The sequence below is a fragment of the Zunongwangia profunda SM-A87 genome (genome assembly GCF_000023465.1).
Classification (GTDB): Bacteria; Bacteroidota; Bacteroidia; order Flavobacteriales; family Flavobacteriaceae; genus Zunongwangia; species Zunongwangia profunda.
The window spans coordinates 1,560,850-1,586,383 of record NC_014041.1 but is presented as its reverse complement, the minus strand read 5'-3'; the positions used below and the strand labels follow the sequence as shown (position 1 = coordinate 1,586,383).

The 25,534-nt window shown below is 36.8% G+C and carries 27 protein-coding genes and 1 tRNA gene; 18 read left to right on the top strand and 10 right to left on the bottom strand.

Annotated features, from left to right (window positions below; translation table 11 throughout):
* Positions 1-139: 139 nt before the first annotated feature.
* Both ZPR_RS07040 and ZPR_RS07035 read right to left on the bottom strand, forming a co-directional pair.
* Positions 140-1,384 (bottom strand): site-specific integrase, encoded by a 1,245-nt coding sequence (locus ZPR_RS07040; protein ID WP_008615538.1) that lies wholly within the window; start codon positions 1,382-1,384, stop codon positions 140-142.
* A 248-nt stretch (positions 1,385-1,632) separates the two neighbouring features.
* Positions 1,633-1,707 (bottom strand) — tRNA-Pro (locus ZPR_RS07035).
* 142 nt (positions 1,708-1,849) lie between these two features.
* Here ZPR_RS07035 and ZPR_RS07030 point away from each other — a divergent pair.
* The 13 genes from ZPR_RS07030 to ZPR_RS06970 all read left to right on the top strand — a co-directional run bounded on the left by ZPR_RS07030 (position 1,850) and on the right by ZPR_RS06970 (position 14,496).
* A complete protein-coding gene (locus tag ZPR_RS07030) occupies positions 1,850-3,064 on the top strand; it encodes a PQQ-dependent sugar dehydrogenase (protein WP_013070962.1) in 1,215 nt (404 codons plus the stop codon).
* The gene (locus tag ZPR_RS07025) at positions 3,061-3,528 is read left to right on the top strand and encodes a c-type cytochrome (RefSeq protein ID WP_013070961.1); all 468 of its coding nucleotides are present in this window, start codon (positions 3,061-3,063) and stop codon (positions 3,526-3,528) included. Before ZPR_RS07030 ends, ZPR_RS07025 begins: the two co-directional genes overlap by 4 nt.
* 48 nt (positions 3,529-3,576) lie before the next feature.
* Positions 3,577-4,185 carry a uridine kinase gene (gene udk / locus ZPR_RS07020; RefSeq protein ID WP_013070960.1) on the top strand — a complete coding sequence of 203 codons (609 nt, stop codon included), beginning with the start codon at positions 3,577-3,579 and terminating at the stop codon, positions 4,183-4,185.
* A gap of 18 nt (positions 4,186-4,203) precedes the next feature.
* Complete coding sequence (locus tag ZPR_RS07015) at positions 4,204-4,518, top strand: FtsB family cell division protein (protein ID WP_013070959.1); 315 nt, start codon at positions 4,204-4,206, stop codon at positions 4,516-4,518.
* A gap of 42 nt (positions 4,519-4,560) precedes the next feature.
* Positions 4,561-5,961, top strand: a complete 1,401-nt coding sequence (locus tag ZPR_RS07010; protein WP_013070958.1) for a methylmalonyl-CoA mutase subunit beta — start codon at positions 4,561-4,563, stop codon at positions 5,959-5,961.
* Positions 5,962-5,964: 3 nt separating this feature from the next.
* The gene (gene scpA / locus ZPR_RS07005; protein WP_013070957.1) at positions 5,965-8,088 is read left to right on the top strand and encodes a methylmalonyl-CoA mutase; all 2,124 of its coding nucleotides are present in this window, start codon (positions 5,965-5,967) and stop codon (positions 8,086-8,088) included.
* Between the two features lie 101 nt (positions 8,089-8,189).
* Positions 8,190-9,071 (top strand): SDR family oxidoreductase, encoded by an 882-nt coding sequence (locus ZPR_RS07000; RefSeq protein ID WP_013070956.1) that lies wholly within the window; start codon positions 8,190-8,192, stop codon positions 9,069-9,071.
* A 101-nt stretch (positions 9,072-9,172) separates the two neighbouring features.
* Entirely contained in the window at positions 9,173-9,937 is a 765-nt protein-coding gene (locus ZPR_RS06995; RefSeq protein ID WP_013070955.1) for a ParA family protein, read from the top strand.
* A gap of 3 nt (positions 9,938-9,940) precedes the next feature.
* Complete coding sequence (locus ZPR_RS06990; protein WP_013070954.1) at positions 9,941-10,840, top strand: ParB/RepB/Spo0J family partition protein; 900 nt, start codon at positions 9,941-9,943, stop codon at positions 10,838-10,840.
* Positions 10,830-11,429, top strand: coding sequence for a DUF5683 domain-containing protein (locus ZPR_RS06985; RefSeq protein ID WP_013070953.1), 600 nt, complete (start codon positions 10,830-10,832; stop codon positions 11,427-11,429). The genes ZPR_RS06990 and ZPR_RS06985 overlap by 11 nt, the downstream gene beginning before the upstream one ends.
* A 2-nt stretch (positions 11,430-11,431) precedes the next feature.
* Positions 11,432-12,148, top strand: a complete 717-nt coding sequence (gene dapB, locus ZPR_RS06980) for a 4-hydroxy-tetrahydrodipicolinate reductase (RefSeq protein WP_013070952.1) — start codon at positions 11,432-11,434, stop codon at positions 12,146-12,148.
* 115 nt (positions 12,149-12,263) lie between these two features.
* Positions 12,264-13,841, top strand: coding sequence for a signal peptidase I (lepB, locus tag ZPR_RS06975; protein ID WP_013070951.1), 1,578 nt, complete (start codon positions 12,264-12,266; stop codon positions 13,839-13,841).
* Between the two features lies 1 nt (position 13,842).
* Positions 13,843-14,496, top strand: coding sequence for a WbqC family protein (locus ZPR_RS06970; RefSeq protein ID WP_013070950.1), 654 nt, complete (start codon positions 13,843-13,845; stop codon positions 14,494-14,496).
* Here the strand turns inward: ZPR_RS06970 and ZPR_RS06965 are convergent.
* The 7 genes from ZPR_RS06965 to ZPR_RS06935 all read right to left on the bottom strand — a co-directional run bounded on the left by ZPR_RS06965 (position 14,486) and on the right by ZPR_RS06935 (position 20,799).
* The gene (locus ZPR_RS06965; RefSeq protein ID WP_013070949.1) at positions 14,486-15,535 is read right to left on the bottom strand and encodes an endonuclease/exonuclease/phosphatase family protein; all 1,050 of its coding nucleotides are present in this window, start codon (positions 15,533-15,535) and stop codon (positions 14,486-14,488) included. The genes ZPR_RS06970 and ZPR_RS06965 overlap by 11 nt on opposite strands.
* Entirely contained in the window at positions 15,536-16,450 is a 915-nt protein-coding gene (locus ZPR_RS06960; protein WP_013070948.1) for a rhomboid family intramembrane serine protease, read from the bottom strand.
* Positions 16,451-17,200: a rhomboid family intramembrane serine protease gene (locus tag ZPR_RS06955; RefSeq protein ID WP_013070947.1), complete on the bottom strand. Its 750-nt coding sequence runs from the start codon at positions 17,198-17,200 to the stop codon at positions 16,451-16,453.
* On the bottom strand, positions 17,201-19,060 hold the full coding sequence (gene mutL / locus ZPR_RS06950; RefSeq protein WP_013070946.1) for a DNA mismatch repair endonuclease MutL: 1,860 nt from the start codon (positions 19,058-19,060) through the stop codon (positions 17,201-17,203).
* Entirely contained in the window at positions 19,061-19,354 is a 294-nt protein-coding gene (locus ZPR_RS06945; RefSeq protein ID WP_201765805.1) for a hypothetical protein, read from the bottom strand.
* A 147-nt stretch (positions 19,355-19,501) separates the two neighbouring features.
* Positions 19,502-19,999: a 6,7-dimethyl-8-ribityllumazine synthase gene (gene ribH / locus ZPR_RS06940; RefSeq protein WP_013070944.1), complete on the bottom strand. Its 498-nt coding sequence runs from the start codon at positions 19,997-19,999 to the stop codon at positions 19,502-19,504.
* A 5-nt stretch (positions 20,000-20,004) separates the two neighbouring features.
* Positions 20,005-20,799: a tetratricopeptide repeat protein gene (locus tag ZPR_RS06935; protein ID WP_013070943.1), complete on the bottom strand. Its 795-nt coding sequence runs from the start codon at positions 20,797-20,799 to the stop codon at positions 20,005-20,007.
* A gap of 147 nt (positions 20,800-20,946) precedes the next feature.
* Between ZPR_RS06935 and recF the strand changes: the two genes are divergently transcribed.
* The 3 genes from recF to ZPR_RS06920 are packed head-to-tail and all read left to right on the top strand — an operon-like array spanning position 20,947 to position 22,740.
* The gene (gene recF / locus ZPR_RS06930; RefSeq protein ID WP_013070942.1) at positions 20,947-22,026 is read left to right on the top strand and encodes a DNA replication/repair protein RecF; all 1,080 of its coding nucleotides are present in this window, start codon (positions 20,947-20,949) and stop codon (positions 22,024-22,026) included.
* Positions 22,023-22,460, top strand: coding sequence for a lipocalin family protein (locus tag ZPR_RS06925; protein ID WP_013070941.1), 438 nt, complete (start codon positions 22,023-22,025; stop codon positions 22,458-22,460). Before recF ends, ZPR_RS06925 begins: the two co-directional genes overlap by 4 nt.
* A complete protein-coding gene (locus ZPR_RS06920; RefSeq protein WP_041578752.1) occupies positions 22,447-22,740 on the top strand; it encodes a DciA family protein in 294 nt (97 codons plus the stop codon). The genes ZPR_RS06925 and ZPR_RS06920 overlap by 14 nt, the downstream gene beginning before the upstream one ends.
* A gap of 125 nt (positions 22,741-22,865) precedes the next feature.
* Here the strand turns inward: ZPR_RS06920 and ZPR_RS22910 are convergent, their stop codons facing one another.
* The gene (locus ZPR_RS22910) at positions 22,866-23,183 is read right to left on the bottom strand and encodes a GNAT family N-acetyltransferase (RefSeq protein WP_262507686.1); all 318 of its coding nucleotides are present in this window, start codon (positions 23,181-23,183) and stop codon (positions 22,866-22,868) included.
* Between the two features lie 53 nt (positions 23,184-23,236).
* On the opposite strand from ZPR_RS22910, the gene ZPR_RS06910 reads away from it, so the two are divergent.
* Together ZPR_RS06910 and ZPR_RS06900 are read left to right on the top strand one after the other, a co-directional pair.
* Positions 23,237-24,441 (top strand): IS3 family transposase gene (locus ZPR_RS06910; protein ID WP_086026153.1). Its coding sequence is split into 2 segments (ribosomal slippage): positions 23,237-23,516 and positions 23,516-24,441, totalling 1,206 coding nucleotides; the frame shifts between segments, so codons are not numbered across the junction.
* Between the two features lie 802 nt (positions 24,442-25,243).
* Positions 25,244-25,534, top strand: a complete 291-nt coding sequence (locus tag ZPR_RS06900; protein WP_013070935.1) for a hypothetical protein — start codon at positions 25,244-25,246, stop codon at positions 25,532-25,534.

Genomic DNA, 25,534 nt, shown 5'->3' with positions numbered 1-25,534 from the left:
GCGACAAATAAAGATATAAGCTATTTTAGAAGTAGTTTCTACTTTCTTCAGTATTTGAAAACAAAATTTGAACAAAAAACTTGAATCCGAATTGGTGACCTTGAAACAAGACTATTACAAAGTCTCTATTAATAAAGGTTTATAAATAAAAGGTACGGTCTGTTACCATTTCTGTTTTTTCATCGTTCAACTTTTCTCTTAAATTATCAATATCATTAGAAATTTTAGAATCAATTACTCGTGCATAGATCTGTGTAGTGGATAATTTGGTATGGCCTAAAAGCTTGGAAACTGTTTCTATGGGAACGCCATTAGCTAAAGTTATCGTTGTGGCAAAAGTATGCCTGGCGGTATGAAAACTCAGTTGTTTTTTTATTTTCACCTCTTTAGCTATTTCTTTTAAATACTGGTTGGTTTTCTGGTTGGAATAAACCGGTAGCAATTTTTCCGTTCCGTCTATTTTAGGATGAGTCTTATATCTTTTTAGAATTCGTTCCGCCTCTGCGAGTAATGGAACTCTCACAGCAGTATTCGTTTTACTCCTTCGGGTATAAATCCATTTATTGCCATCCACTCCAATTTGCAAATTGTTTTTATTTAAGGCTTTGGCATCAGCATAAGCCAGCCCGGTATAACAGGCAAAAACAAAAATATCCCGGTTAATAGTTAATACCGGTTTTTCAAACTCTTCGTTTTTGATCTTTTCCAGCTCGGTCTTGTTTAAATAAACCATATCCACCTGATCAAAGCGTAGCTTGAACCTTTTGGTGGGGTTCTTTTCAATCCAATCTAAATGTTCGGCCAGGCGCATTAGTTTTTTGAACCGCTCCATATGCTTCATTACTCCATTATTTTGAAGGCCCGGCAAAACACGTAAATAACTTTCAAATCCCAGGGTAAACTGGTAATCAATTTGCTTTAGATAAACATCTGAAGTATGATGCTGGGCTTTTAAATAATCTTTTAGGTAATTTTCCGTAGTCGTATAATTTTTCATGGTACCATATTTTAACACCTTATCCATCTTTTCTTTGTGATAGTTAATCAAATAGGTAAGCGTATAATGTTGCTGGTCACTACCCAGGTATCTAGCTTTGACTGTTTGTGTGGTTACCAGCAGTCCTTCTTTTAAAAGGCTATCATAGGTTTTATATAATTGCGCTTTGGTTTCATCAATCTTTTTATTGATCTGCCGACTTTCAGAAGTGTTACCGGTAAGTTTACTGGCTGATTGGTTCCACTTGTCTACCGGAATAGTTCGTTTTAAACTTATTTCTAATGATTTACCGTTAACGGTGATTCGGGCATAGAGGAGGGCTAAGGCTGGTTGCTTTTTCTTTTTGCGAATAAAAAAAGAAATGGAAAAGGTTTGACTGGTACGCATCGTTATGTTATTTTAATGAAACAATTAATTAAGGCGAAAGTCAAACTACCAATACGCAATTATGGAGTATCGGTAAGCTAAAAATACAAAAAAATAACTCACGATAAACTCACAAATTCCCAGTGAACTCACGGTGAACTCACATAAAATTTAACACTGTTTGTTAAAATTTGAGCAAAAAAGAAAGGGCAACTATATGAAAACCATATAATTACCCTTTAATTATGTTAAAATATAACTTGTTAAAGTCGGGGTGGCAGGATTCGAACCTGCGACCTCCTGCTCCCAAAGCAGGCGCGATGACCGGGCTACGCTACACCCCGTTACACAATCATTATTTGTGATTGCGGGTGCAAATATAATAATTCTTTTACCACTACAATGGAAAGTTCAGATTTTTTATATATTAGTTCGATAAATAGTTTTTAATCCATTAAATTACAACCAATCTCATAACACCTAACTATGAAAAAACTTTTCACTACTCTGGGAATGGCGCTGCTGCTGATTTCCTGTGGCCAAAACGATAAAAAAACGGATACTGCAGATGCTCAGGATACCAATGAATCTCCAGAGCTTTCCAAACAGGAGGTACCAGAACCTATCCCGGCCGAAACCAATGATACTTATACCACTGAAGTAGTCGTAGAAGGAATTCCTATCCCCTGGGGTATCGATTTCTTACCAGATCAAAGCATGCTGATTACCGATAAATCTGGCGAAATTTACCATTTTAAAGACGGCAAAAAACAAAAACTTTCTAATGTTCCTGAAGTCTATGTGCGTGGACAGGGCGGACTATTAGATATTGCCGTTCATCCAGATTATGCTAACAATGGATGGATTTATTTTACCTATGCCTCCTCTGAAGGCGAAGGCGAAGGGGGAAATACCGCAATAGCCAGAGCAAAAATCAATGGTAGCCAACTTACCAACATAGAAGTACTCTATAAAGCCGGGCCAAACACCACTAAAGGACAACATTTTGGATCCAGGATAGCTTTCGATAAAGAAGGATATCTTTACTTCTCAGCCGGAGAACGTGGTGCTCGTGATGAAAATCCACAGGATATCACAAGAGATAATGGTAAAGTTTATCGCTTAAATGATGACGGAAGTATTCCGCAGGACAATCCCTTTGTAGGAAAGGAAAATGCCAAAGAAGCTATTTATTCTTATGGACATCGCAATCCACAGGGAATGATCTTAAATCCTGAAACCGGTGAAATTTGGGTTCATGAACATGGCCCACAAGGCGGAGATGAAATAAATGTAGTAAAAGCCGGAGCAAATTATGGATGGCCGGTAGTAACCTATGGTGAAAATTATGACGGAACTCCTATTACCGAAGAGCGTAGCAGGCCAGAATTCGAAGATCCTATCTTTTACTGGTTACCTTCAATCGCTCCAAGCGGATTTGCTTATGTTACTTCCGAAAAATATCCCGACCTAAAAGGAAACTTATTAGCAGGCTCCCTTAAATTTCAGTATCTGGAACTTTTGATTTTAGACGGAAAGAAAATTACTAAACGAGAGAAATTGGTTGAAAAAGTAGGAAGATTACGAGAAGTTGTTGAAGGACCCGATGGAAATATCTATCTTGGCGTAGAAGGAAAAGGCGTATTGAAATTAGTAAAAAAACAGCATAAATTAGAATTAAACACAAACGATCAAAAATGAAAAAGTTATTAAGTATTGCCGTGATTCTGGGAGCGATGGCCTGTAAGTCAGACAAAAAACAGGAAACTACTGAAGAGGAAGAAACCTATACCATCCCGGCAGATAACGGTTCAGCTCAAAAAACACCTTTAGACGAAAGTATCGCCAGAGGAAAAAAAATATACTCCCAACTTTGTGTGACCTGTCACCTACCCACAGGACAAGGAATCCCGGGAACTTACCCTCCATTAGACGGGTCTAACTGGTTAAAAGAAAAACGCACAGAAAGTATTCGTGGTGTAAAATATGGTATGCAGGGGCCTATTACCGTAAACGGTAAAGAATACGATAACGTCATGACTCCTATGGGCTTAAGCGATCAGGAAGTTGCAGATGCACTTAATTATGTAATGAACTCCTGGAGCAATAAAATTGATGATATGGTAACCGAAGAAGAAGTTGCCGCAGTAGAAAAACCTGAATAACATTTATTTTTTGGGGCAAATAATTAAATTTGCCCCAAATTTTTTTAGATGCTTATAATTGGAATTGCCGGAGGTACCGGTAGTGGTAAGACTACCGTTGTAAATCAGATAATCGACGAATTAAAAAATGAAGAAGTAGATGTGATATCTCAGGATTCCTATTATATGGATACCAGTCATCTTAGCTTCGAAGAACGTAAAAAAATAAATTTTGACCATCCAAAATCTATAGATTTCGAGCTATTGGTCGCTCACCTAAAAGACTTAAAAGCCGGTAAAAATGTGATGCAGCCGGTATATTCTTTTAAAGAACATAACAGGACGGGAGAATTTATCGAAGTTCACCCCCGTAAAGTAGTGATCGTAGAAGGGATTCTTATTCTTGCCCATGCCGATATTCGTGATATGTTCGATATCAAGATCTATGTGCATGCCGATAGCGATGAGCGTTTAATACGTCGTCTTAAAAGAGATATCGCAGATCGCGGCCGTGATTTAGAAGAAGTACTTTGGCGTTACCAAACTACGCTAAAACCTATGCATAACCAGTTTATAGAACCTACCAAAGAATTTGCCGATATTATTATCCCTACCAATCGCTATAATACGGTAGCTGTTGATATCGTTCAGACAATTATCAAAGATCGCTTGTTCTAATTTTGTATATTTAAACCAATGAAATTAAAAGAACTTCGCAGTAAAACATGGTTTAAAATCCTTAGCAATAAATATGTATTGCTGGGCCTTATATTTGCAATCTGGATGTTCTTTTTAGATAGTAATTCCTGGTTTATACATCATGAACTTAACCAGGAAATTAACGAGCTTAAAGAAAACAAGGAATATTACCAAAAGGAAATTTCTAGGGATAAAGCCATTATCGGCACCTTGGGTGACTCTATAGAATTAGAAAAATTCGCGCGCCAAAAATATTATATGAAACGCCCTAACGAAGAAATCTATATTATCGAATACGATACGGTAGATTAAGATTGGGCATTTTCCACTTGTTTTCCTAAAACCACACCTATTATGAAGCAATCATTATTTCAGGATTTTGATGAAGTTTCTGCAAAACAATGGAAACAGCAAATTCAATTTGAACTGGACGGTCTGGATTATCAACATTTAGTGACGCATACCTTGGATGGTATCGACATTAGGCCATTTTATCATCAGGACGACCAAATTGAAAGTTTACAGGTAAATTCCAGTAAAGACTGGTCTATTTGTGACCAGATTTACGTAGTTTCTGAAGAAAAAAGTAATTATCGCGCTTTAAAATTAATCGAAAAAGGAGCTGAAAGTATCTGGTTCATAATCTCATCAGAAGAAACAAATCTTGACAAACTATTTAAAAACTTCGATTTTCGCTCTACTCCTATTTATCTGAAATTCACTTTTCTGTCTGAGGATTTCCTAAAAGGTTTGCGTAATTTTTTCCAAAATAAAAATGCAAAAGTATACCTTCAAATCGATATTATCGGGAATTTGGCCGCTTCAGGAAACTGGTTTTCTAACTTAGAAAATGATCATAAAATTTTAGATAAACTTTTTCAAAATTCACCCAATTTCGAGTCGGTTATTTCCGTAGATAGCATGTTGTATCAAAATGCTGGCGCAACCATTCCGCAGCAATTAGCCTATGCTATGGCACATGCCAATGAATATCTAAATCATATAAACGAAGTTAATTTTCTGTCAGCAACTATAAAGAAAAACTTAAAACTTCAATTCCTGGTCGCTGTTGGCCCAAATTACTTTTTCGAGATTGCTAAAATCAGAGCCTTAAGATGGCTTTTTGCAAGTTTAGCTGAAACCTATGGCTTTCAGCAAGAAATTTTTATTCTGGCCCAGCCTTCAAAGCGCAATAAAACACTGTACGATTATAACGTCAACCTTTTACGCACCACCACTGAAAGTATGAGTGCGGTTTTGGGCGGTGCAGATGCTATTTTTAATATGCCCTATGACGCGGTATATCATAAAAATAATGAGTTTGGAAATCGAATTGCCCGCAATCAGCTTTTAATTATGAAGTATGAAGCACATCTAAACAAAGTAAAAAATGCTGCGGAAGGTGCATATTATATCGAAAACTTAACCGAACAGTTTGCCGAAAAAGCACTGGCCATCTTTAAAGATATTGAAAACGGAGGCGGATTTTTAAAACAACTGAAAGACAGTGTTATTCAGAAAAAAATAAAAGAATCGGCTGAAAAAGAACAGGAGAAATTCGATAATGGTGAATTGGTTTTAATCGGCACCAATAAATACCAAAATACAGCCGATAAAATGCAGCAGGAAATTCAGTTGTATCCTTTTCTAAAAAAGAATCCGCGTAAAACTTTGATCGAACCGATTTTAGAGCGGCGATTAAGTGAAAAACTGGAAGAGCAACGATTGAAAACCGAAAAAACTGTAAACGCATAAGTCATGGGAAGAAAAAACCTTAAAGATTTACAGTTAATCGATAAAAAAATAAGTTCAAAATCTACAATTTCGACTTATGAAACTCCCGAAGAAATCAATATCAAATCTTCGTATTTTAAAGAAGATATAGAAAATTTTGAACATCTTAATTTTATTGCGGGAACCTCTCCCTTTCTTCGCGGCCCTTATAGTACCATGTATGTACAACGTCCCTGGACGATTAGACAATACGCAGGTTTCTCTACCGCTGAAGAAAGTAATGCCTTTTATCGAAGAAATTTAGCCGCAGGGCAAAAAGGACTTTCAGTAGCTTTCGATCTGCCAACGCATCGCGGTTACGATAGTGATCATGAACGCGTGGTGGGCGATGTGGGAAAGGCCGGGGTCGCCATCGATTCGGTTGAGGATATGAAAATACTTTTCGATCAGATTCCACTCGATAAAATGTCGGTTTCCATGACCATGAACGGTGCCGTATTACCTATCCTCGCATTTTATATTGTTGCTGCTGAAGAGCAGGGTGTAAAACCCGCACAGCTATCAGGAACCATCCAAAATGACATTTTAAAGGAGTTTATGGTAAGAAATACATATATCTACCCTCCTACTCCTTCCATGAAAATCATTGCTGATATTTTTGAATATACCTCGCAGCATATGCCAAAATTCAACAGTATTAGTATTTCCGGCTATCATATGCAGGAAGCCGGTGCTACCTGTGATATTGAACTGGCGTATACACTTGCCGACGGACTGGAATATATTAGAAAAGGTCTGGAAGCCGGAATGGATATCGATAGTTTCGCACCCCGACTTTCGTTCTTTTGGGCCATTGGGATGAATCACTTTATGGAAATCGCAAAAATGCGCGCGGCCAGGATGCTTTGGGCAAAGCTGGTAAAGCAATTCAATCCTAAAAATCCAAAAAGTCTATCGCTAAGAACACATTCACAAACCAGTGGTTGGAGTTTAACCGAGCAGGATCCGTTTAATAATGTGGCGCGTACGTCTATAGAAGCGGCAGCGGCAGCTTTTGGAGGTACACAAAGCTTACATACCAACGCTTTAGATGAAGCCATTGCATTGCCAACAGATTTTTCAGCCCGAATTGCCAGAAACACACAATTACATCTTCAGCAGGAAACCTCCATCACCAGGACGGTAGATCCATGGGCCGGAAGTTATTATGTTGAAAGCTTAACAAATGCTATTGCTGAAAAAGCCTGGAAATTAATTGAAGAAGTTGAAGACCTGGGCGGAATGACCAAAGCAATTGAAGCCGGAATTCCGAAAATGCGTATCGAAGAGGCCGCTGCCAGAAAACAGGCCAGAATTGATAATGAAACCGATATCATCGTGGGAACCAATAAATACCGTTTACAAAAAGAAGATGAACTGGTCACCCTGGAAGTAGATAATCAAACAGTACGCAGTCAGCAAATTGCACGCTTAGAAAAAATTAAGGCTGAAAGAAACCAAACTGAGGTTGAAAAAGCGCTTAAAAATCTTACTAAGGCTGCAAAATCAGATGAAGGAAACTTACTAGCTTTAGCTGTTGAAGCGGCCCGAAAAAGAGCTACTTTAGGTGAAATAAGCGATGCCCTGGCAGAAGTTTTTGGACGATATAAAGCAAAAATCCAATCATTCAGCGGAGTGTATTCTAAAGAAATGAAAGACAATCAATTTTTTAAAAAAGCCAGAGAACTCGCAGATAAATTTGCCGAGCAGGATGGGCGCCGACCCAGAATTATGATTGCAAAGATGGGACAGGATGGGCATGATCGCGGTGCAAAAGTTGTGGCCACAGCTTATGCTGATGTAGGTTTTGATGTGGATATTGGTCCGCTTTTTCAAACTCCTAAAGAAGCGGCTAAACAAGCGGTAGAAAATGATGTGCATATCCTTGGAGTTTCTTCTTTAGCTGCCGGGCATAAAACTTTAGTACCCCAGGTCTTAGAGGAACTTAAAAGCTTAGGTCGTGAAGACATTATGGTGATCGTAGGTGGCGTCATCCCATCGCAGGATTATCAATATCTATTTGATGCCGGCGCGGTAGCTGTTTTTGGTCCCGGGACTAAAATAAGCGAAGCCGCCATACAACTACTGGAGATTTTAATTGATGAGTAATACTGCTATCAGATTTCGAAATACATAATTTTGAGTGTCGATTACCTCAAATTCTGAAAAAATATAAGTAAATTCATTGCTGAACTTACAAATTCAGAATAATGGACTTTACAAAAAAAATGCTGCGTGACGAGGCTTTATCGGGTAAGACAATTGTTGTAACCGGCGGAGGAAGCGGTCTTGGTAAATCCATGACCAAATATTTCCTGGAATTAGGAGCAAACGTAGCTATTTCTTCCAGAAATCTGGAGAAACTTCAGAATACAGCATCAGAATTAGAGCAGGAAACCGGCGGAAAATGTTTACCCGTGCAATGTGATGTGCGAAACTATGAGGAAGTAGAACAAATGCTTCAATTGGTGCTGGATGAATTTGGAGAAGTAGACGTGTTATTAAATAATGCCGCAGGAAATTTTATATCACCTACAGAGCGTCTTTCGGCAAATGCCTTTGATACTATTATTGATATTGTGCTTAAAGGAAGTAAAAACTGTACACTAGCTTTTGGAAAACACTGGATCGATAAAAAAACTAAAAATACCTCTATTCTAAATATTGTCACCACTTATGCCTGGACCGGTTCTGCTTATGTAGTACCAAGTGCAACGGCAAAAGCGGGAGTATTAGCCATGACGCGCTCTCTGGCGGTAGAATGGGCTAAATACGGGATTAGGTGTAATGCGATTGCGCCCGGGCCATTCCCAACCAAAGGAGCCTGGGATCGATTATTGCCCGGAGATCTAAAAGATAAATTCGATCTGGCCAAAAAAGTACCGCTAAAACGTGTAGGTGATCATCAGGAACTGGCCAACCTTGCTGCTTATCTGGTATCCGACTTTTCTGCTTATGTAAATGGTGAGGTAATCACTATCGATGGCGGAGAATGGTTGAAGGGCGCCGGGCAGTTTAATTTGCTGGAAGCAATCCCCGAGGAATTGTGGGATCAGCTGGAAGCAATGATTAAAGCGAAGAAAAGAGGTTAATTTTTTTGCGATTGTTAAAGTTTTTGAAAAAGCTGTTAACAAAATGATTTTATAAACCTATAATAAATTGTATTTTTACCTTCAAAAATTGATACAAATTAATGGGTAAAATCATCGCTATTGCCAATCAGAAAGGTGGAGTAGGTAAAACTACAACTTCAGTAAATCTTGCTGCTTCCCTTGGTGTTTTAGAAAAAAAGGTCCTTCTTATTGATGCCGATCCCCAGGCCAACGCCACTTCAGGATTAGGAATTGATGTTGAAGAAATAGAATTGGGAACCTATCAGCTACTGGAGCATTCTATTACTCCAGAAAAAGCGATTATGCAAACCAGTTCTCCAAATCTGGATTTGATACCTGCCCATATCGATTTGGTAGCTATTGAAATTGAACTCGTAGATCAGGAAAACAGGGAGTCGATGCTTAAAAAAGTAATTACTCCGCTTAAAGAACTATACGATTATATTTTAATAGACTGTGCTCCTTCTCTGGGATTATTAACATTAAATGCCTTAACCGCTTCAGATTCTGTAATTATCCCTATTCAATGTGAATATTTTGCTTTAGAAGGTTTAGGTAAATTACTGAATACCATAAAAAGCGTCCAAAAAATACACAATAATAAACTGGATATTGAAGGCTTATTATTAACGATGTACGATAGCCGTCTTCGACTTTCCAATCAGGTGGTGGAAGAAGTTCAAAAACATTTTGATGAAATGGTTTTTGAAACAATCATTCAGCGAAATGTGCGTTTAAGTGAGGCTCCAAGTTATGGTGAAAGTATAATTAATTACGATGCGTCTAGTAAAGGGGCTACAAATTACTTAAGTTTGGCGCACGAAATTATTAAGAAAAACAGTTAGAGGATGGCGAAGGCTACAAAAAAACAGGCACTTGGTAGAGGTCTTTCTGCGCTATTGAAAGATCCTCAAAACGATATAAATTCAGCCGAAGATAAAAATGCAGATAAGTTGGTGGGGCATATTGTTGAGTTGGAATTATCTTCAATCGAAGTAAATCCATTTCAGCCAAGAACCAGTTTTAATGAAGATGCCTTACGAGAATTAGGTAGTTCTATAAAAGAACTTGGGGTAATCCAGCCCATTACCGTTAGAAAACTGGATTTCGATAAATACCAGTTGGTTTCCGGAGAGCGTCGTTATAGAGCTTCAAAATTAATCGGTTTAGAAACCATCCCGGCTTATATTCGAATTGCTAACGACCAGGAAAGCCTTGAAATGGCTTTGGTTGAAAATATTCAGCGTCAGGATCTTGATCCAATAGAAATTGCACTCTCCTACCAAAGACTAATCGATGAGATTAGCCTTACCCAGGAACAGCTTAGTGAGCGTGTAGGTAAAAACCGATCGACCATCGCCAACTATTTACGCCTTTTAAAACTAGACCCTATCATCCAAACGGGAATGCGGGATGGCTTTTTGGGAATGGGCCATGGTAGAGCGCTGATTAACGTGGATGATCCGCAGATACAACTGGAGATCTACGAAAAAATCTTAAAGAATTCATTATCTGTAAGAGATACCGAAAAACTGGTAAAAGAAGCTAAAAACGGACCTGAACCAAAAACGGTATCAAAGCCTGCCATACCGGTTACCTACAAGAAAAGTATTAAAGAATTTACAGATTACCTGGGGACCAAGGTTGATGTAAAAGTTCAGAAAAACGGGAAAGGGAAACTAACTATTCCTTTTTCATCTGAAGAAGAATTTAATCGAATTAAAAAATTAATTCAGGGTGAAGAGTAAGCAGCTACTTCCGCTATTGTTCCTGCTTCTACTTACATTACAGCTTACCGCTCAGGAAAATGATTCACTGTCTGTAGAAAAACCAACGGTAATCGCAAGTCCAGAAGCGCCAGCAGCCTTAAAAAAGGAACAGGATTATAAACCATATAATGCCTTAGCACCCGCTAAAGCTGCATTTTATTCTGCTATTCTACCAGGTTTGGGGCAGATTTATAATGGCAGGATCTGGAAAGTGCCACTAGTATACGCGGGAATAGGGATTCCTGTTTATTTTTATATCGATAACGATAAACAATACGATCGCTATCGTACGGCTTATAAACAGCGCCTAGCCGGAAAAGAAGATGAGTTTGCGGGAAGAATATCAGACCAGGGATTGCGTAGCGCCCAGGAACTTTATCAACGTAATAAGGAAATTTCGATATTAGTGGCTATAGGCTTTTACGCATTAAATATTATTGATGCCAATGTTGATGCCCACCTGCAACAATTTAACGTAAGCGAAGACTTAAGTTTAAAACCGAATTATAATCTCGATAAATTCACAGGAAAGTCTAACTATGGATTTTCCCTGAATTTTAAATTTTAGACATGAAAATAGCACTTTTAGGATACGGAAGAATGGGAAAAGCAATTGAAAATATCGCTTTAGACCGTGGACACGAAGTTGTACTGAAAATCGATAAAAATATAGAAAGTTATAGTTTAGAAGAACTAGAAATTGATGCGGCCATCGATTTTAGTATTCCGGACGCTGCTTTCAAAAATATCACTACTTGTTTTAAAGCAGGTATTCCTGTGATTTCCGGCACTACTGGCTGGTTAGACCGATACGAAGAAGCGGTAAAAATATGTGATGAACACAAAGCTGCATTTATTTATGCCAGTAATTTTTCGTTAGGCGTGAATATATTCTTTGAGCTTAATAAGAAATTAGCAGGAATGATGAAGAATCTAGAGGAATATGGCGTAGAAATTGAAGAAATACATCATACCAAAAAATTAGATGCTCCCAGTGGTACGGCCATAAGCCTTGCCGAACAAATTATTGAAGTGAACGAAAGAAAAAAGGGATGGCATCTGGAAAAAGCTAATGATAATGAAATTCCGGTTTTCGCAAAACGAATAGAAGATGTGCCGGGTACCCATACCGTAAGTTATACCTCAAGAATCGACGATATAGAAATTATGCATACCGCGCATTCTAGAGAAGGATTTGCTAAGGGAGCCGTAGTCGCTGCAGAATGGATTAAAGGAAAGACCGGCGTATATACCATGAAAGATGTACTTTCCAGCCTACTTGAATAAAAATACCGTATTCAAATTAATTTTATAGCATAAAGCAGCTTGTAAGAAGTCTTTTAAAAGAAAAATAATAGTAACGAATATCCTTTTAGGTATACTAACAGGGAAATAATAAGATATGACATTTACAGAGTGGTTTATTTTCTTTCTGGTTGTGCAGGTGATTCATTTTGCAGGAACCTGGAAATTATATCAAAAAGCAGATAGAAAAGCATGGGAAGCATTAGTTCCAGTTTACAATGCGGTAATTTTGATGAAAATCATTAATCGCCCGTGGTGGTGGGTAATTTTGCTATTTATTCCTATTGTAAATCTTATTATGTTCCCGGTAATTTGGGTAGAAACTTTAAGAAGTTTTGGAAAAAACAGCAGCTTGGATACCTGGTTAGGAATACTCACACTAGGCTTTTATATTTATTATGTTAATTATACCCAGGATGTAAAACACATAAAAGATAGGAGTATAAAACCAAAAACAACCGTTGGAGAATGGGTAAGTTCCATTTTATTTGCTGTGGTGGCAGCCACTATAGTCCACGGTTATTTTATGCAGCCTTTCACCATTCCTACCTCTTCGCTAGAAAAAACCCTTCTAGTTGGTGATTATCTTTTTGTAAGTAAGTTTCACTATGGGGCAAGAATTCCGCAAACTCCCATAGCTTTTCCTATGGTACATGATACCATACCCGGCATAGGTATTAAATCTTATCTCTCAGAACCTCAAATCCCATATTTCCGATTACCGGGTTTCGAAAAAGTGAAGAAAAATGATATCGTGGTTTTTAACTGGCCTGTAGATACCGTAAACGCTTTTCACCAGTATGGTGACGGGAAATATTATCATAAGCCAATCGATAAAAAATCGAATTACGTAAAACGTTGCGTAGCCACACCTGGCGATTCTTTAGAAATTATAGCTGGTAAAATTCATATTAACGGGCAACCCCTTCAGTTATCTGAAAGGGCGAAGCCACAATATTCTTATCAGGGAACTACTAATGGGCAGGAACTTACTCCGCAGTACATGTATCAAATGTATGATATTACTGATGGTTTCTACTACAACAAAGCAACCAACGAGTTTATAATCTCTGCACTTCCTGAAGAGGCTGAAGAAAGATTGAAAAATAATCCGTATATCAAAACTCTGGAAAGACGGGTTTATCCTGAAGATCAAAAAACAGCCAGCTTATTCCCTAACGATAAGAAAAAGCGATATAATCTGGATTACTTTGGCCCGATCTATATTCCTGAAGCGGGGAAAACCGTAAAAATTACTCCAGAATCTTTACCTTATTACCGCCGAATCATTGAAGTTTATGAAGGCAGCGAAATGGGAATCGATAATAAAATCAGCCTAAACGGTACCCAGGTACTTTTAAATGGCCAACCTTTCGATTCTTATACTTTTAAACAGGATTATTACTGGATGATGGGTGATAATCGTCATAACAGTGAAGATAGCCGTAGTTGGGGATACGTACCCTACAACCATGTGGTAGGTAAACCGGTTTTTATATGGTTTAGTAAAGATAAATATGCCTCTGGTTTCTTAGATGGTATTCGATGGGATAGAATGTTTACAACGGTTAAAGGGGAAGGTAAACCTGTATCCTATCTCCCATATTTCCTAATTTTACTCGTGATTTTCTTCGGTTTTAATTATTTCAGAAAACGTAAAAAATCAGATTCTTAAAATGGATACTGTTTTATTACATCCGGCCTATTTTGGTCCTGTTTCGCAGTACGCCGTGATTGCGCAATATGAAAAAATAGTTTTTGAAAACTTTGATAGTTATCAAAAACAGACCCATCGTAACCGGATGTATATCTATGATGCTAATGGAAAATTATTACTAAACATTCCCATTAAGCATAAATCATCGCTTACCGGGGCAGAATCTGATGGGCGTCAACTGTATAAAGAGGTGCTGATCGATAATTCATTCGAATGGCAGAAGCAACATTGGCGTGCTTTAAAAGCATCTTACCAAACCTCTCCATTCTTTGAATTTTACGAAGATGAACTCATTTACTTGTATGAAGATCAATTTTCCCATTTAATGGATTTTAATTACCGGTGCCAGGCGTTTGTTTTTGATGCACTGGGAATTGAACCTGAAATAAAAAAATCTGAAGAATATTTTCGAATTCCTAAAGGAATGGATAATGGCCGACATCTGATTTCAGCCAAAAAAGATTTTAATTTTTTGTCTGATCGTTATCCACAGGTGTTTGAAACTAAACACCAGTTTATAAACAATCTTAGCATTCTGGATTTGATTTTTAATTTAGGACCACAAAGTTTAGAATTCCTTGAAAGACAGAACCTACCTAATTTTAATTTTTAATTGAAAAAGTGGTTAAAATTGGGTAATGATCAGAGTAAGGTACTTTAATTCGTTCATAGGAATTAATTTCAAAAACAGTATCCAGTAAATGAAAATCAATCCTTAGCGGAAAATAATTCAAATTATAAGTACTGCTAAATCCTGCTCCTTTTTTTACAAAAGCATCCTGAAACCGATCATTTCTAACCTGGTTATAAGTATAGGAAAAAGCTGTGTTATTAAAATCGCCGCTAATTATAACCGGGTATTCTGAAGAATCAATAGAACGTTTCACTCTTTCTGACTGGTTTTGCTGCCTAACAAATCCGCTCGATATATTTTTTATTACTTTTTTGGATTCCTGTTTATTTTTAAAATTATCGACCTCCTGAACATCCTCGGTTACTTGTAAACTCTGAAAATGTATATTATAAAGTCGTATGGTATCCTTTTTTATAATAATATCAGTGAATATGGCATTATTATTATCACCAGTGAAATTATCAACATGAAAATCTAAAGACCGCTTGGCAAGCAACGGAAACTTAGAAAATATGGCCTGCCCAAAAGATGATTTATCAGAGCGATATTTGATAAATTTATAGGGATATTTTTTTTCCAGGTATTCATTTTTGTAATATTCTTCTATAGTTAAAATATCTGGGTCTGCTTCCTTGATTATATCATTAATTTTTTCAGGAATATTCTTTTCATCCGTCCAATTTGATTTATTGAACATCCTAACATTATAATTCATTATAGAATATTCTCCCCTAGTATTATCATCGCTAAATGGCCATCTATAGAACTTAGAAGCAAAGCCAAACCCCACGATCATAATTAACAGAGACAATATCATTTGTCGCTTCATTCGCACTAACCAATATAAAAAGAAAACAAGGTTAGCGATAATTAAAATGGGGACTCCTAAAGTTAAAACTGAAATTAAAGGATAACTTTTGGGTGGTATATAAGGCAAAAAATAAGCTATAATGAGGCCTATTGCCAATATGGAATTAAGAAAGAAGATAAGTTTATCAAACCAGGATAGTTTTTTCATCTAGTCATCTTTACCCGCCTGAAAAAGAAAATCTTTTTCTGCTTTCGTTAAACTTTCATATCCGCTCTTGCTAATTTTGTCCAAAATTGAATCTATTCTTTGTTGCTTTTCAGATTTAGACATGGTTGAAGAAGTCCTTGAAGCAGAAGCATAGGATGCTTTAGACGCTCTTTTAGACGTATTATGCACCGTCTTCATTTTGGCCTTCTTCTCTCGTTTTTTAAACAGATTTGCAATACCATCCATCAAATTTTCCCACCAGGCTCCAATATCATTTCCTTTATGAAGTTGTGTCGTATATAGGTAGCCTAATCCAGCCCCACCAAGATGCGCTAAATGACCACCGGCATTGCCCATAGGGATCTGGATAATATCTATGGCAACCAAAGTAGCTGCAATCCACCAAAACTTTACATTTCCAATAATTAGCAATCGAACATACATATTCGGAGCCTGAGTAGCAACTCCAATTAAAACCGCCATTACTCCGGCTGAAGCGCCTACAAGATAGGATTTACCACCCGAAAAGGCAGGGAATAAATTATAACTCAGCATAAACACCAAACCTCCTATGATCACTCCCAAAAAATAATAATTCAAAAGCCGTTTAGGAGAAAAGAAATTTAGAAAATATATTCCCGAAAAATATAATATCAACATGTTTGAAGCCAAATGCCAAATCCCTCCGTGTAAAAAAGAATACGAAATGATCGTCCAGGGTTTCAGAATAAATTCCGCAGGATCCGAGGGTAATACAAACCAGTCGTAAAAAGCGGTAAATCCGGATATTTTAAAAAGGGAAAATACCGTATTCAGAACCCCAAAAAATAAAAAAACAAGCACGTTTATGGCGATAAGCTTCTCTGTAACCGTGGCTGTGTTTATTTTATAGCGTATCTTATCTGATGCCCTCATCTAGTTCCACCTATTTTGGTTAAACTGATTTTTCTTCCAGTACCACATAGTGATAAATCCAATAACTGCACCCCCAATATGCGCCCAGTAGGCCGTATTTGAAGGTCCTAAAAGAGTATTTCCGGTCACGGCTGAATAGACATTCAAAAGAAAATAACCCCCTATTAGGTACTTTGCTTTGATGGGTATAGGAATAAACATTATATATAATGGCAAGTTTGGATAAATCACAGCAAATGCTGCCATAACACCAAATATTGCTCCTGAAGCTCCAACCATGGGTACCATAAAAGAACTGGCAAGATCATTGACTAAAGCATTCCCACCATTGTACATCATTCCATAAGACTGACCATCAAACTGGTTAAGTAAATCATTGATTTGAGCTACCGTAGCACCGTTCTCAAGCAAAGCATTGTAAGCCGAATTAAAATCGAGATAAGAAAATAGTATCTGAAGCCCTGCTGCCCCCAATCCGGCCGAAAAATACAGGAATAAAAAGCGATTCTGACCAATACTTTGCTCTAAAAAACTCCCGAAGATATAAAGCGCAAACATATTGAAGAATATATGCGAAATCCCGCCATGCATAAACATGTGTGTAAGTATCTGCCAAAAATGAAAATTTTGATTCTCGGGAAACCATAAAGCGAAAAGTTCATATGCTTTTACACCAATAACCTGGCTACCAATAAAAAATAAAATATTTGCTATTAAAATAACTTTTACAGATTCCGAAATTCTTCCCATTTAGGTAAATTTTTTATCTAATTCATCTACTGTTAAGGTCACAAACACCGATTTGTTAAACGGACTTACATCTGGTTCCTTACAGGCGAACAATCGATTTACAATATGTTGCTGCTCTGTACTATTTAATAGAGTTCCGGATTTCACGGCCATCCCTTTTGCCAGTGATTTTGCCAACAAATCAGTTTGTGAAAATCCATTATCAGGAACTTCATTTTCAAAATCAGACAACAGCTGCTCTAGCAAAATACCAACTTCACTTTCGCTGATTAAGGTTGGTATCCCCGTAATCTCTACAGTTTCGTCTTCAATATTAGAAAAAATAAAACCAGTTTGTTCTAAAGATTCCTTAATTTCTTTAAGCATTTCAATTTCATGCGTGTTAAACTGCAATTGTAAAGGAAAAAGAAGTTGCTGGCTTACCGCCGCAGCGATCGTAATATTTTTTAATAACTCTTCATACAAAATTCTGGTATGCGCCCGATTTTGGTCGATTACCAAAATGCCGCTTTTCAACGTAGAAACGATATATTTTTTTTGAAGTTGAAATGTACCTGCCTCAGATCCCGAATGATTATCATCAAAAAGCTTCCCGGTTACTTCTTCGCTTTCAAACTCTACCTGTTTAAACTGATGCTGATTGGTTTCTGGAGTTGTTTTTAAGCCCGCATATAAACTTTCCCAGGACTGTGTATTTTCTTTTCTAAAATTATGACTTTTTCCAGATCGTATAGACGATGTATTTAATTCGTTCTCGAACGGATTAAAGCTACGATCTACTTCGATTTTAGGAACTTGAGCCTGTCTATTTTTATACTCATAAGGTGTATCCAGGTTCGCGTCACGATCAAAATCTAAAACAGGAGCTACGCTAAACTGTCCTAAACTATGCTTAATGGCACTTCTTAGCATCGCATAAAGCGCATGCTCGTCATCAAACTTAATTTCGGTCTTAGTGGGATGGATATTAATATCTATACTCTTTGGATTTACATCCAGATAAAGAAAATAACTTGGATAGGTCTTTTCTTTCAATAAACCATCAAAAGCAGCGGAAACAGCGTGGTTTAAATACGGACTTTTAATAAACCTATTATTTACAAAAAAGAACTGCTCTCCCCTGCTTCTCTTTGCAAACTCCGGCTTCCCAACAAAACCGGAAATTTTCACTATCTCGGTATCTTCATTTACCGGAACCAGCTTTTCGTTTGTTTTGGCTCCAAAAATATTTGTAATTCGTTGCCGGTGATTTGTTGATGGCAACTGAAAAAGCTCTCCTCCATTATGAAAAAGTGAAAAGGCAATTGAAGGATGTGCCATAGCTACACGTTGAAATTCATCGATAATATGGCGCAATTCTACCGCATCAGATTTTAAAAAGTTTCTTCGGGCGGGAATATTGTAAAAAAGGTTCTTCACACAAAGGGAAGTTCCTTTTGGTGTCACGCACGGCTCCTGTGAAGTTACTTTGCTACCTTCTATTTTAATACAGGTACCTACTTCTTCATTCTGAGGTTTGGTTTTTAATTCAACATGAGCAATTGCCGCAATAGAAGCCAATGCTTCTCCCCTAAAACCTTTTGTGTTTAAACTGAAAAGATCTTCAGCAGATTTAATTTTTGAAGTCGCATGCCGCTCAAAACACATACGGGCATCTGTAAGACTCATCCCGGCGCCGTCGTCTACAATCTGTATTAAGGTTTTACCGGCATCTTTTACTACGACCTGTATATTATGAGCATAAGCATCTATAGCGTTCTCCAGTAATTCTTTGATAACAGAAGCTGGGCGCTGTACTACCTCTCCCGCAGCAATCTGGTTTGCAACGTGATCTGGTAAAAGTTGTATAATATCACTCATTTAACGAGGATTCGAGAAGATAGACAAATCAAAATCTATAATCCATAAAAAAATAAAAATAAGGACAATAGCTACATAAATAACACGGCGATTGATTTCCCGATTGCCACGATTTCGGCTGGCCTTACGATCTCTAGACCATTGGGCTCCAAAATCTATTGCGTTTGTAGCTTCCCTATATTTATTAAATTTCGAATCAAAATCGTAAATATTACCCGTATCCTTGCCTTTGTAGTAACGAGGAGTATAATTATAACGGGCGTTTTTCTTGGTTTTTAAAAAATTGACTCTCAAAATTATTGCTTTAAAACGTGGTACATCAAATTTACTCAAAAGCTTTCTAAAATAGAAGAGCTCTTCTATAAAATATAAAAAAGCAATAATAATGCCGCTTTAAAAAAGCGGCATTTAGATCATGATATTGTTCTCTACCTAGGATTATTAAAATCTGGCTTCTTTTCTTAATTGTGCCATTTTGATCGCTGCAATAGCAGCTTCCGTTCCTTTATTTCCGTGCTTACCGCCAGAGCGATCTAAAGCCTGCTGCATATTATTATCGGTAAGTACACAAAAGATGACCGGAGTATCGCTATTTACATTCAACTGAGTAATTCCATTAGAAACACCCTGACAAACAAAATCAAAATGTTTTGTTTCTCCCTGAATCACACTTCCTATTGCGATAATACCATCCAGCATATCATAAGTTTCCTGCATTTTCTTGCAGCCGTAAGTTAATTCAAAACTTCCCGGCACGTTCCAACGTACTATTTTTTTCTCTAGTACACCATGTTCCTTTAAGGTCTCAAAAGCTCCCTGAAACAAACCTTCAGTTACTTTATCATTCCATTCTGAAACAACAATCCCAAACCGAAATTCTTTCGCGTTTGGGATTGAAGATTTATCGTATTCCGATAGATTATTTCCTTCGGTTGCCATATATTTTATTCATTCATTGCCTGAGCCTGACCAATAAATACAGGTGCTTCACCTGCTTCCGGAGACTCTGGATATTCATTTTCCAATTTGTTTAGATACTTTAAAGCATCTTCAGCATTTCCTACTTCTAAGGCTGTAATCGCAGCTTTCAATAAAAATTTTGGTGTAGTAAAGCTGTTAGATCTCATATTTGCAGCTTTCACATAATAATCTAAAGCTTCCTCTGGTTGCTCTAATTGCATAAAAGCATCTCCAATACCACCAGTTGCCAAGGGCGCTAAGATCTCGTCATCGCTTTTAAAGTCCTCAAGATAATCTATAGCTTCCTGATATTTACCTGTATAAAGATAAGCGAAACCAGCATTATAAGAAGCGATATTTGCACTGGGAGTACCCCCGTAGTTGTCAATAATATCTAAGAAACCATATTTCCCTTCACCGCCATTTAATGCAAGGTTATAAAGGGAGTCACTTTGTGTAGCTCCAGCACTCATAGCTGCCTGCATATAATTTTGTGCCTGTGCCATTTCATTAGCAGCTTCGGCTTTTTTTGGTTCCTGAATCCATTGTTCGTATCCAAGATACCCCAAAACAGCGATCACTACAATTCCCAATACAATGTAAATGTATTTTTGATTGTCGGCTACCCATGTTTCGGTACGACTGGCTCCCTCATCCAGCGTATTGAAAACTTCTTCTGTAGTGGATTGCCCATCTACATATTCGTTTTCGTTGTTTTCTTCTACGTCCTGGATTTTCTCCTTTGGTGGTTTATATCCTCTTTTCTTATATGTTGCCATAAGATATTTTTAATGCGTGGCAAAAATATAATATTTTGTGAAAATTAAAAGGGAATTTATTTGTATTTTTTGAATATTTTAAGCTCTTTCGCTTAGGAATTTCTGGCAACACCAAACAACCAAAACCTAGTTGATTTTCAATAAATTATGCATCTAAAACATCTTTCCCTTTTAAATTATAAGAATCTGGAGTCGTCTTCTTTCGACTTTGATCCTAAGATTAACTGTATGGTTGGGCATAACGGTGTTGGAAAAACAAATGTTTTAGACAGTATTTATCACCTTGCTTTCGGAAAAAGTTATTTTAATCCTATTACCAGCCAAAACATTAATCATGAAGCCGATTTCTTCGTGGTTGATGGTACTTTTGAAAAGAACGATAAAGAGGAGCAAATTTTAGTTAGCGCTAAACGTGGACAAAAAAAAGTCATTAAAAGAAATCAAAAACCTTATGAGAAGGTTAGTGAACATATTGGCTTTATTCCGGCAGTAATTATTTCTCCGGCAGATCGGGATCTAATTATAGAAGGTAGCGAAACCCGGAGAAAGTTTATGGATGGTGTTATTTCCCAAAGTGATAGTGGATACTTAAACGATCTTATTAACTATTCCAAAATTGTTTCACAGCGAAATTCTCTTTTAAAATACTTTGCGGCCAATCATACCTTCGATAGAGATACACTTGAAGTATATAACCTTCAACTAAACGATTTAGGAACAAAATTGTATAAAAAGCGAGTAGATTTTTTACAGGAATTTGTGCCAATTTTCAACAAAAGATATGCTGAAATTACCAACAATAAAGAACCGGTAAGCATCGAGTATAAAAGTCAGCTTTCCCATAAAACACTCTCTAAACTCTTAGAGGATCAGCTTCAAAAAGACATGGTCTTACAATATACCAGTGTAGGCACGCATAAGGATGACTTAAGTTTTGAGATTGAAGGCCACCCCATCAAGAAATTCGGCTCGCAGGGACAGCAAAAATCATTTTTAGTGGCCTTAAAACTGGCACAATTCGATTTTATAAAAAAAATAAGCGGCGTTAACCCAATTTTACTACTTGATGATGTTTTTGATAAACTGGATGAACAACGTGTAGCACATATTGTTGCTTTAGTAGCCACTAACGAGCTTGGACAAATTTTTATAAGCGATACCCATGCCGAAAGGACCGAAAAAGTAGTCAAAGAAAGTAACCAAACCTATAAAATATTTAAATTGTGAAAAATACCGGAGTATTTTTTTTGTTATTCAGTTTAATCCTGTTAAGTTGTAATAAGCAGGATCCCAAAGAACAAATACAGTTTATAGAAGGATACTGGGAAATTGATAAGGTTGAAGTTAGCCCGGATTCTACCATAACCTATTCTATAAATGATAATATAGATTATTTTGAAGTAAAGGGGAACAGCGGGCAACGCACCAAATTAAGACCTCAATTAGACGGAAGCTTTAAAACCACCAATTCTGCTGAAAAAATTGAGCTGAAAATAGAAGAGGATAGCCTTAGGATTTATTACAAAACCGCCTTCGATAATTGGAAAGAAACCGTTTTAAAAGCTTCTCCTGAAGAGTTAGTCATAAAATCAAATCAGGATAAAATTTATCATTACAAACACTATACCCCTAAAAGCATCGACACCAATGAAAAGGAATAATGAGAATTTGAGTTTAGGAGACGTTTTAAAGGAATTTGTATCTAAAAATAACCTGGAGAAAGGTCTTGATAAAGTACATGTTCGCGATGCATGGAACCAACAAATGGGCCCGGCAATCCAAAAATATACCACCGCTATAAAACTACAGGGAACTACGCTTTATGTGCAGTTAAGCTCTTCGGTCCTGCGAGAAGAATTAAGCTATGGCAAAGAAAAGATCGTAAAAATGCTTAATGAAGAATTAGGAAAAGAGCTTATTGAGAAATTAGTGCTTCGGTAAATAGTCTCTTAGAAAACAATAGGTGAAACAATGAACATTTTCAGTATTTTTTCTATGGCTAAAATATGGGTGATGCGATCAAAAAATGTGATCGCATAACTTAAGATTTGATTCGCCCCCCTTTTCTACTGAAAGTATTCTGCTTTCAAAATACTATAATAAATCGTATCTCTGCGGCGATTGTTCGTCAAGAGTGTATGACTTCGCAAAATTCCTTCTTCCACAAAACCCGATTTTAATAATGAATTTCTGGCTGCTCTATTCAAAACGTCTGTTTTAGCCTCTACCCGCTCTAATGCTAATGTTTTAAAGCAATAGTTGAGTAGCAATACTTTTGCCTGGAAATTATATCCGTTTCCCTGAAAATCTTTTCCCAGCCACGTCCAACCAATTTCAATTCGTTGATCTTTTTCAGAGTAATTTCCAAAACTGGTAGAACCTATAATCCTCCCTGGAATTACTACATTAGACCGGACACTAAGTTGAGAGAATATTTTTGCTAGTTATTACCTTAGCAATTATGAGAAGAAAATCTAAACATTACACCTTAGAATTTAAACAAAAAGCAGTCGAGTTAAGTTATGCTAAAGGCAATGTAAAACAAGTATGTGAAGACTTGGATATATTTCCATCTGTACTTTACCGTTGGCGTAGAGAGTTAAAAGATTACGGTAACAACAGTTTCCCTGGCCGTGGTAATCCTAAAATGACCGATGAAGAAAAAGAGATAGCCCGATTAAAAAAGGCATTAAAAGAAGCCGAGTTAGAACGAGACATCTTAAAAAAGGCCATCAGCATCTTCTCCGCGAGCGACAAGAAAAATACAGGTTTATAAAACAACACCTTATGAGATTTCCTGTCGAGACGATGTGTAAAATATTGAAAGTAAGCAAAAGTGGCTATTACCATTGGTTACAATCGGGACCAAGTAAATTATGGTTAGAAAATCAAAAGGTAACTGGGCTTATTAAATCTATATTTAAAGATAGCTTTCAAAGCTATGGTTCACCTAGAATAAAAACAGAACTAGAGACATTAGGCTATAAAATATCAAAGCCTAGAGTTGCACGTATTATGAGTGCTAATTATTTGTTTGCAAAACGAAAACGTAAGTTTAAAGCAACCACATATAGTCAACATAATTACCCCATAGCTCCTAATTTATTAAACCAAAACTTTGAAGTAAGCCGACAGGATCAAGTTTGGGTAAGCGATATAACCTATATCAAAACCAAACAGGGCTGGTTATACCTTACTGTCATTATTGATTTGTTTAACCGCAAAGTTGTTGGATGGGCTCTAAGCGATAATCTAAGTACAGAAGACACTATTATTAAGGCTTGGCATATGGCTATAAAGAAAACTACTTTAACCCAGTCTTTAATTTTTCATTCCGACCGAGGTATACAATATGCCAGCCATAAGTTTACCTCATTAATTAAAAGTTACAATGGCTTAGTAAACCAATCTATGAGCAGAAAAGGTAATTGCTGGGATAATGCCATTGCTGAATCGTTCTTTAAATCATTAAAGGTAGAATGGGTTTATAGGCACAATTATAAGTTGAGATCTGAAGCGGAGTTATCCATCTTTGGATGGATAGAAACTTGGTATAATAATAGAAGAAGACATTCCTTTTTAGGAAATAGAACTATAAGAGAATTTGAATTAGACATGTATAACCTTAAACTAGCAGCGTAGTCATTCAACTATTTGTCCAGTTTTTTGTTGCAAGTCCATTTCGGAGCTGAAAATGTTAAATTAGACTCTATCAATAAACTGATTAAAATAAAAAACAACAGTCATATGATTTCAGTTTACGACAACGGATTAGAGAAATGGAAATATTTGGAATATAATGGACCAATTATATCTAAAATTTACGGAATTGAAACTTGGGCTGAATTAAATCAATACGTACGCTAACAAAGGTAACCGTTGCACAAGCTAATGATTCCTATAAATCCTCATCCAAATAAACCGTTTTAAGCGGTTTATTATTTAAAGTTGGATATTGAGACCTTCAAAAAACAGACTGTTTAGGAGGCCGCTTTTAAACGCTCCTTCGAGGTTTTGATAATAAATGGGCTGGGAAAGCTGGGCTGCCCCAGTTTTTACACGTTTACCCGAATATTTGAGGTACTTCTTCATATTATAGGCAATGGCAGCCAGGTACGACCTCACATGAAGATCTTATTTACTGTCTTTAAATGGTAATTTATTTTTTGCTGAGCATTTTAATAGTAGCCGTTAGGCTAGGGGAGTGTTGAGAGTAACCGAGGTTGAGTTTTTATGGGTAAACCAATCCAAGAAATCTACTGGAATTTATTTGTATGTCGCTGTAAATGCTTTTAAATGAATTAAAAATCCATTAGATTAGTGTTTTAACTAAAATGGATATAACACAACTTGTTTTGTTATCCGTATCTTGTAAAAAATTTGCCTGACATAAAGATTGGAGTTAACACAAAGACATAAAAAGAAATTAAAATGGACAACCCGAATGGCTTATGCTAGTTTAGGTATTTTGATTTTTGCTCTTTTGGTAAATGAATTTAGAGAACCATTACTCGGAATTAAAAAAGTTTATGCACCGCATAATTTCGGATTTAACTTTGTGTTTTTTCTTCCATCTATGTTAACTGCTATCGGACTTGGATTTGCTGTAATCGGACGAACAACAAAATATTGGAAAGCCTGGACTGACTTTAATAAAAAATTAAAATTAATTGGACTGTCAATTCCTGCAATCGGAATTTGGTTATTTATGATTATTAAAATATTTATTAACTAA

Bases quoted from the DNA above. Each gene is read 5' to 3' on its own strand.
- ZPR_RS07040 (WP_008615538.1), bottom strand. From the start codon at position 1,384: ATGCGTACCAGTCAAACCTTTTCCATTTCTTTTTTTATTCGCAAAAAG.
- ZPR_RS07030 (WP_013070962.1), top strand. From the start codon at position 1,850: ATGAAAAAACTTTTCACTACTCTGGGAATGGCGCTGCTGCTGATTTCC.
- ZPR_RS07025 (WP_013070961.1), top strand. From the start codon at position 3,061: ATGAAAAAGTTATTAAGTATTGCCGTGATTCTGGGAGCGATGGCCTGT.
- udk (WP_013070960.1), top strand. From the start codon at position 3,577: ATGCTTATAATTGGAATTGCCGGAGGTACCGGTAGTGGTAAGACTACC.
- ZPR_RS07015 (WP_013070959.1), top strand. From the start codon at position 4,204: ATGAAATTAAAAGAACTTCGCAGTAAAACATGGTTTAAAATCCTTAGC.
- ZPR_RS07010 (WP_013070958.1), top strand. From the start codon at position 4,561: ATGAAGCAATCATTATTTCAGGATTTTGATGAAGTTTCTGCAAAACAA.
- scpA (WP_013070957.1), top strand. From the start codon at position 5,965: ATGGGAAGAAAAAACCTTAAAGATTTACAGTTAATCGATAAAAAAATA.
- ZPR_RS07000 (WP_013070956.1), top strand. From the start codon at position 8,190: ATGGACTTTACAAAAAAAATGCTGCGTGACGAGGCTTTATCGGGTAAG.
- ZPR_RS06995 (WP_013070955.1), top strand. From the start codon at position 9,173: ATGGGTAAAATCATCGCTATTGCCAATCAGAAAGGTGGAGTAGGTAAA.
- ZPR_RS06990 (WP_013070954.1), top strand. From the start codon at position 9,941: ATGGCGAAGGCTACAAAAAAACAGGCACTTGGTAGAGGTCTTTCTGCG.
- dapB (WP_013070952.1), top strand. From the start codon at position 11,432: ATGAAAATAGCACTTTTAGGATACGGAAGAATGGGAAAAGCAATTGAA.
- lepB (WP_013070951.1), top strand. From the start codon at position 12,264: ATGACATTTACAGAGTGGTTTATTTTCTTTCTGGTTGTGCAGGTGATT.
- ZPR_RS06970 (WP_013070950.1), top strand. From the start codon at position 13,843: ATGGATACTGTTTTATTACATCCGGCCTATTTTGGTCCTGTTTCGCAG.
- ZPR_RS06965 (WP_013070949.1), bottom strand. From the start codon at position 15,535: ATGAAAAAACTATCCTGGTTTGATAAACTTATCTTCTTTCTTAATTCC.
- ZPR_RS06960 (WP_013070948.1), bottom strand. From the start codon at position 16,450: ATGAGGGCATCAGATAAGATACGCTATAAAATAAACACAGCCACGGTT.
- ZPR_RS06955 (WP_013070947.1), bottom strand. From the start codon at position 17,200: ATGGGAAGAATTTCGGAATCTGTAAAAGTTATTTTAATAGCAAATATT.
- mutL (WP_013070946.1), bottom strand. From the start codon at position 19,060: ATGAGTGATATTATACAACTTTTACCAGATCACGTTGCAAACCAGATT.
- ribH (WP_013070944.1), bottom strand. From the start codon at position 19,999: ATGGCAACCGAAGGAAATAATCTATCGGAATACGATAAATCTTCAATC.
- ZPR_RS06935 (WP_013070943.1), bottom strand. From the start codon at position 20,799: ATGGCAACATATAAGAAAAGAGGATATAAACCACCAAAGGAGAAAATC.
- recF (WP_013070942.1), top strand. From the start codon at position 20,947: ATGCATCTAAAACATCTTTCCCTTTTAAATTATAAGAATCTGGAGTCG.
- ZPR_RS06920 (WP_041578752.1), top strand. From the start codon at position 22,447: ATGAAAAGGAATAATGAGAATTTGAGTTTAGGAGACGTTTTAAAGGAA.
- ZPR_RS06900 (WP_013070935.1), top strand. From the start codon at position 25,244: ATGGCTTATGCTAGTTTAGGTATTTTGATTTTTGCTCTTTTGGTAAAT.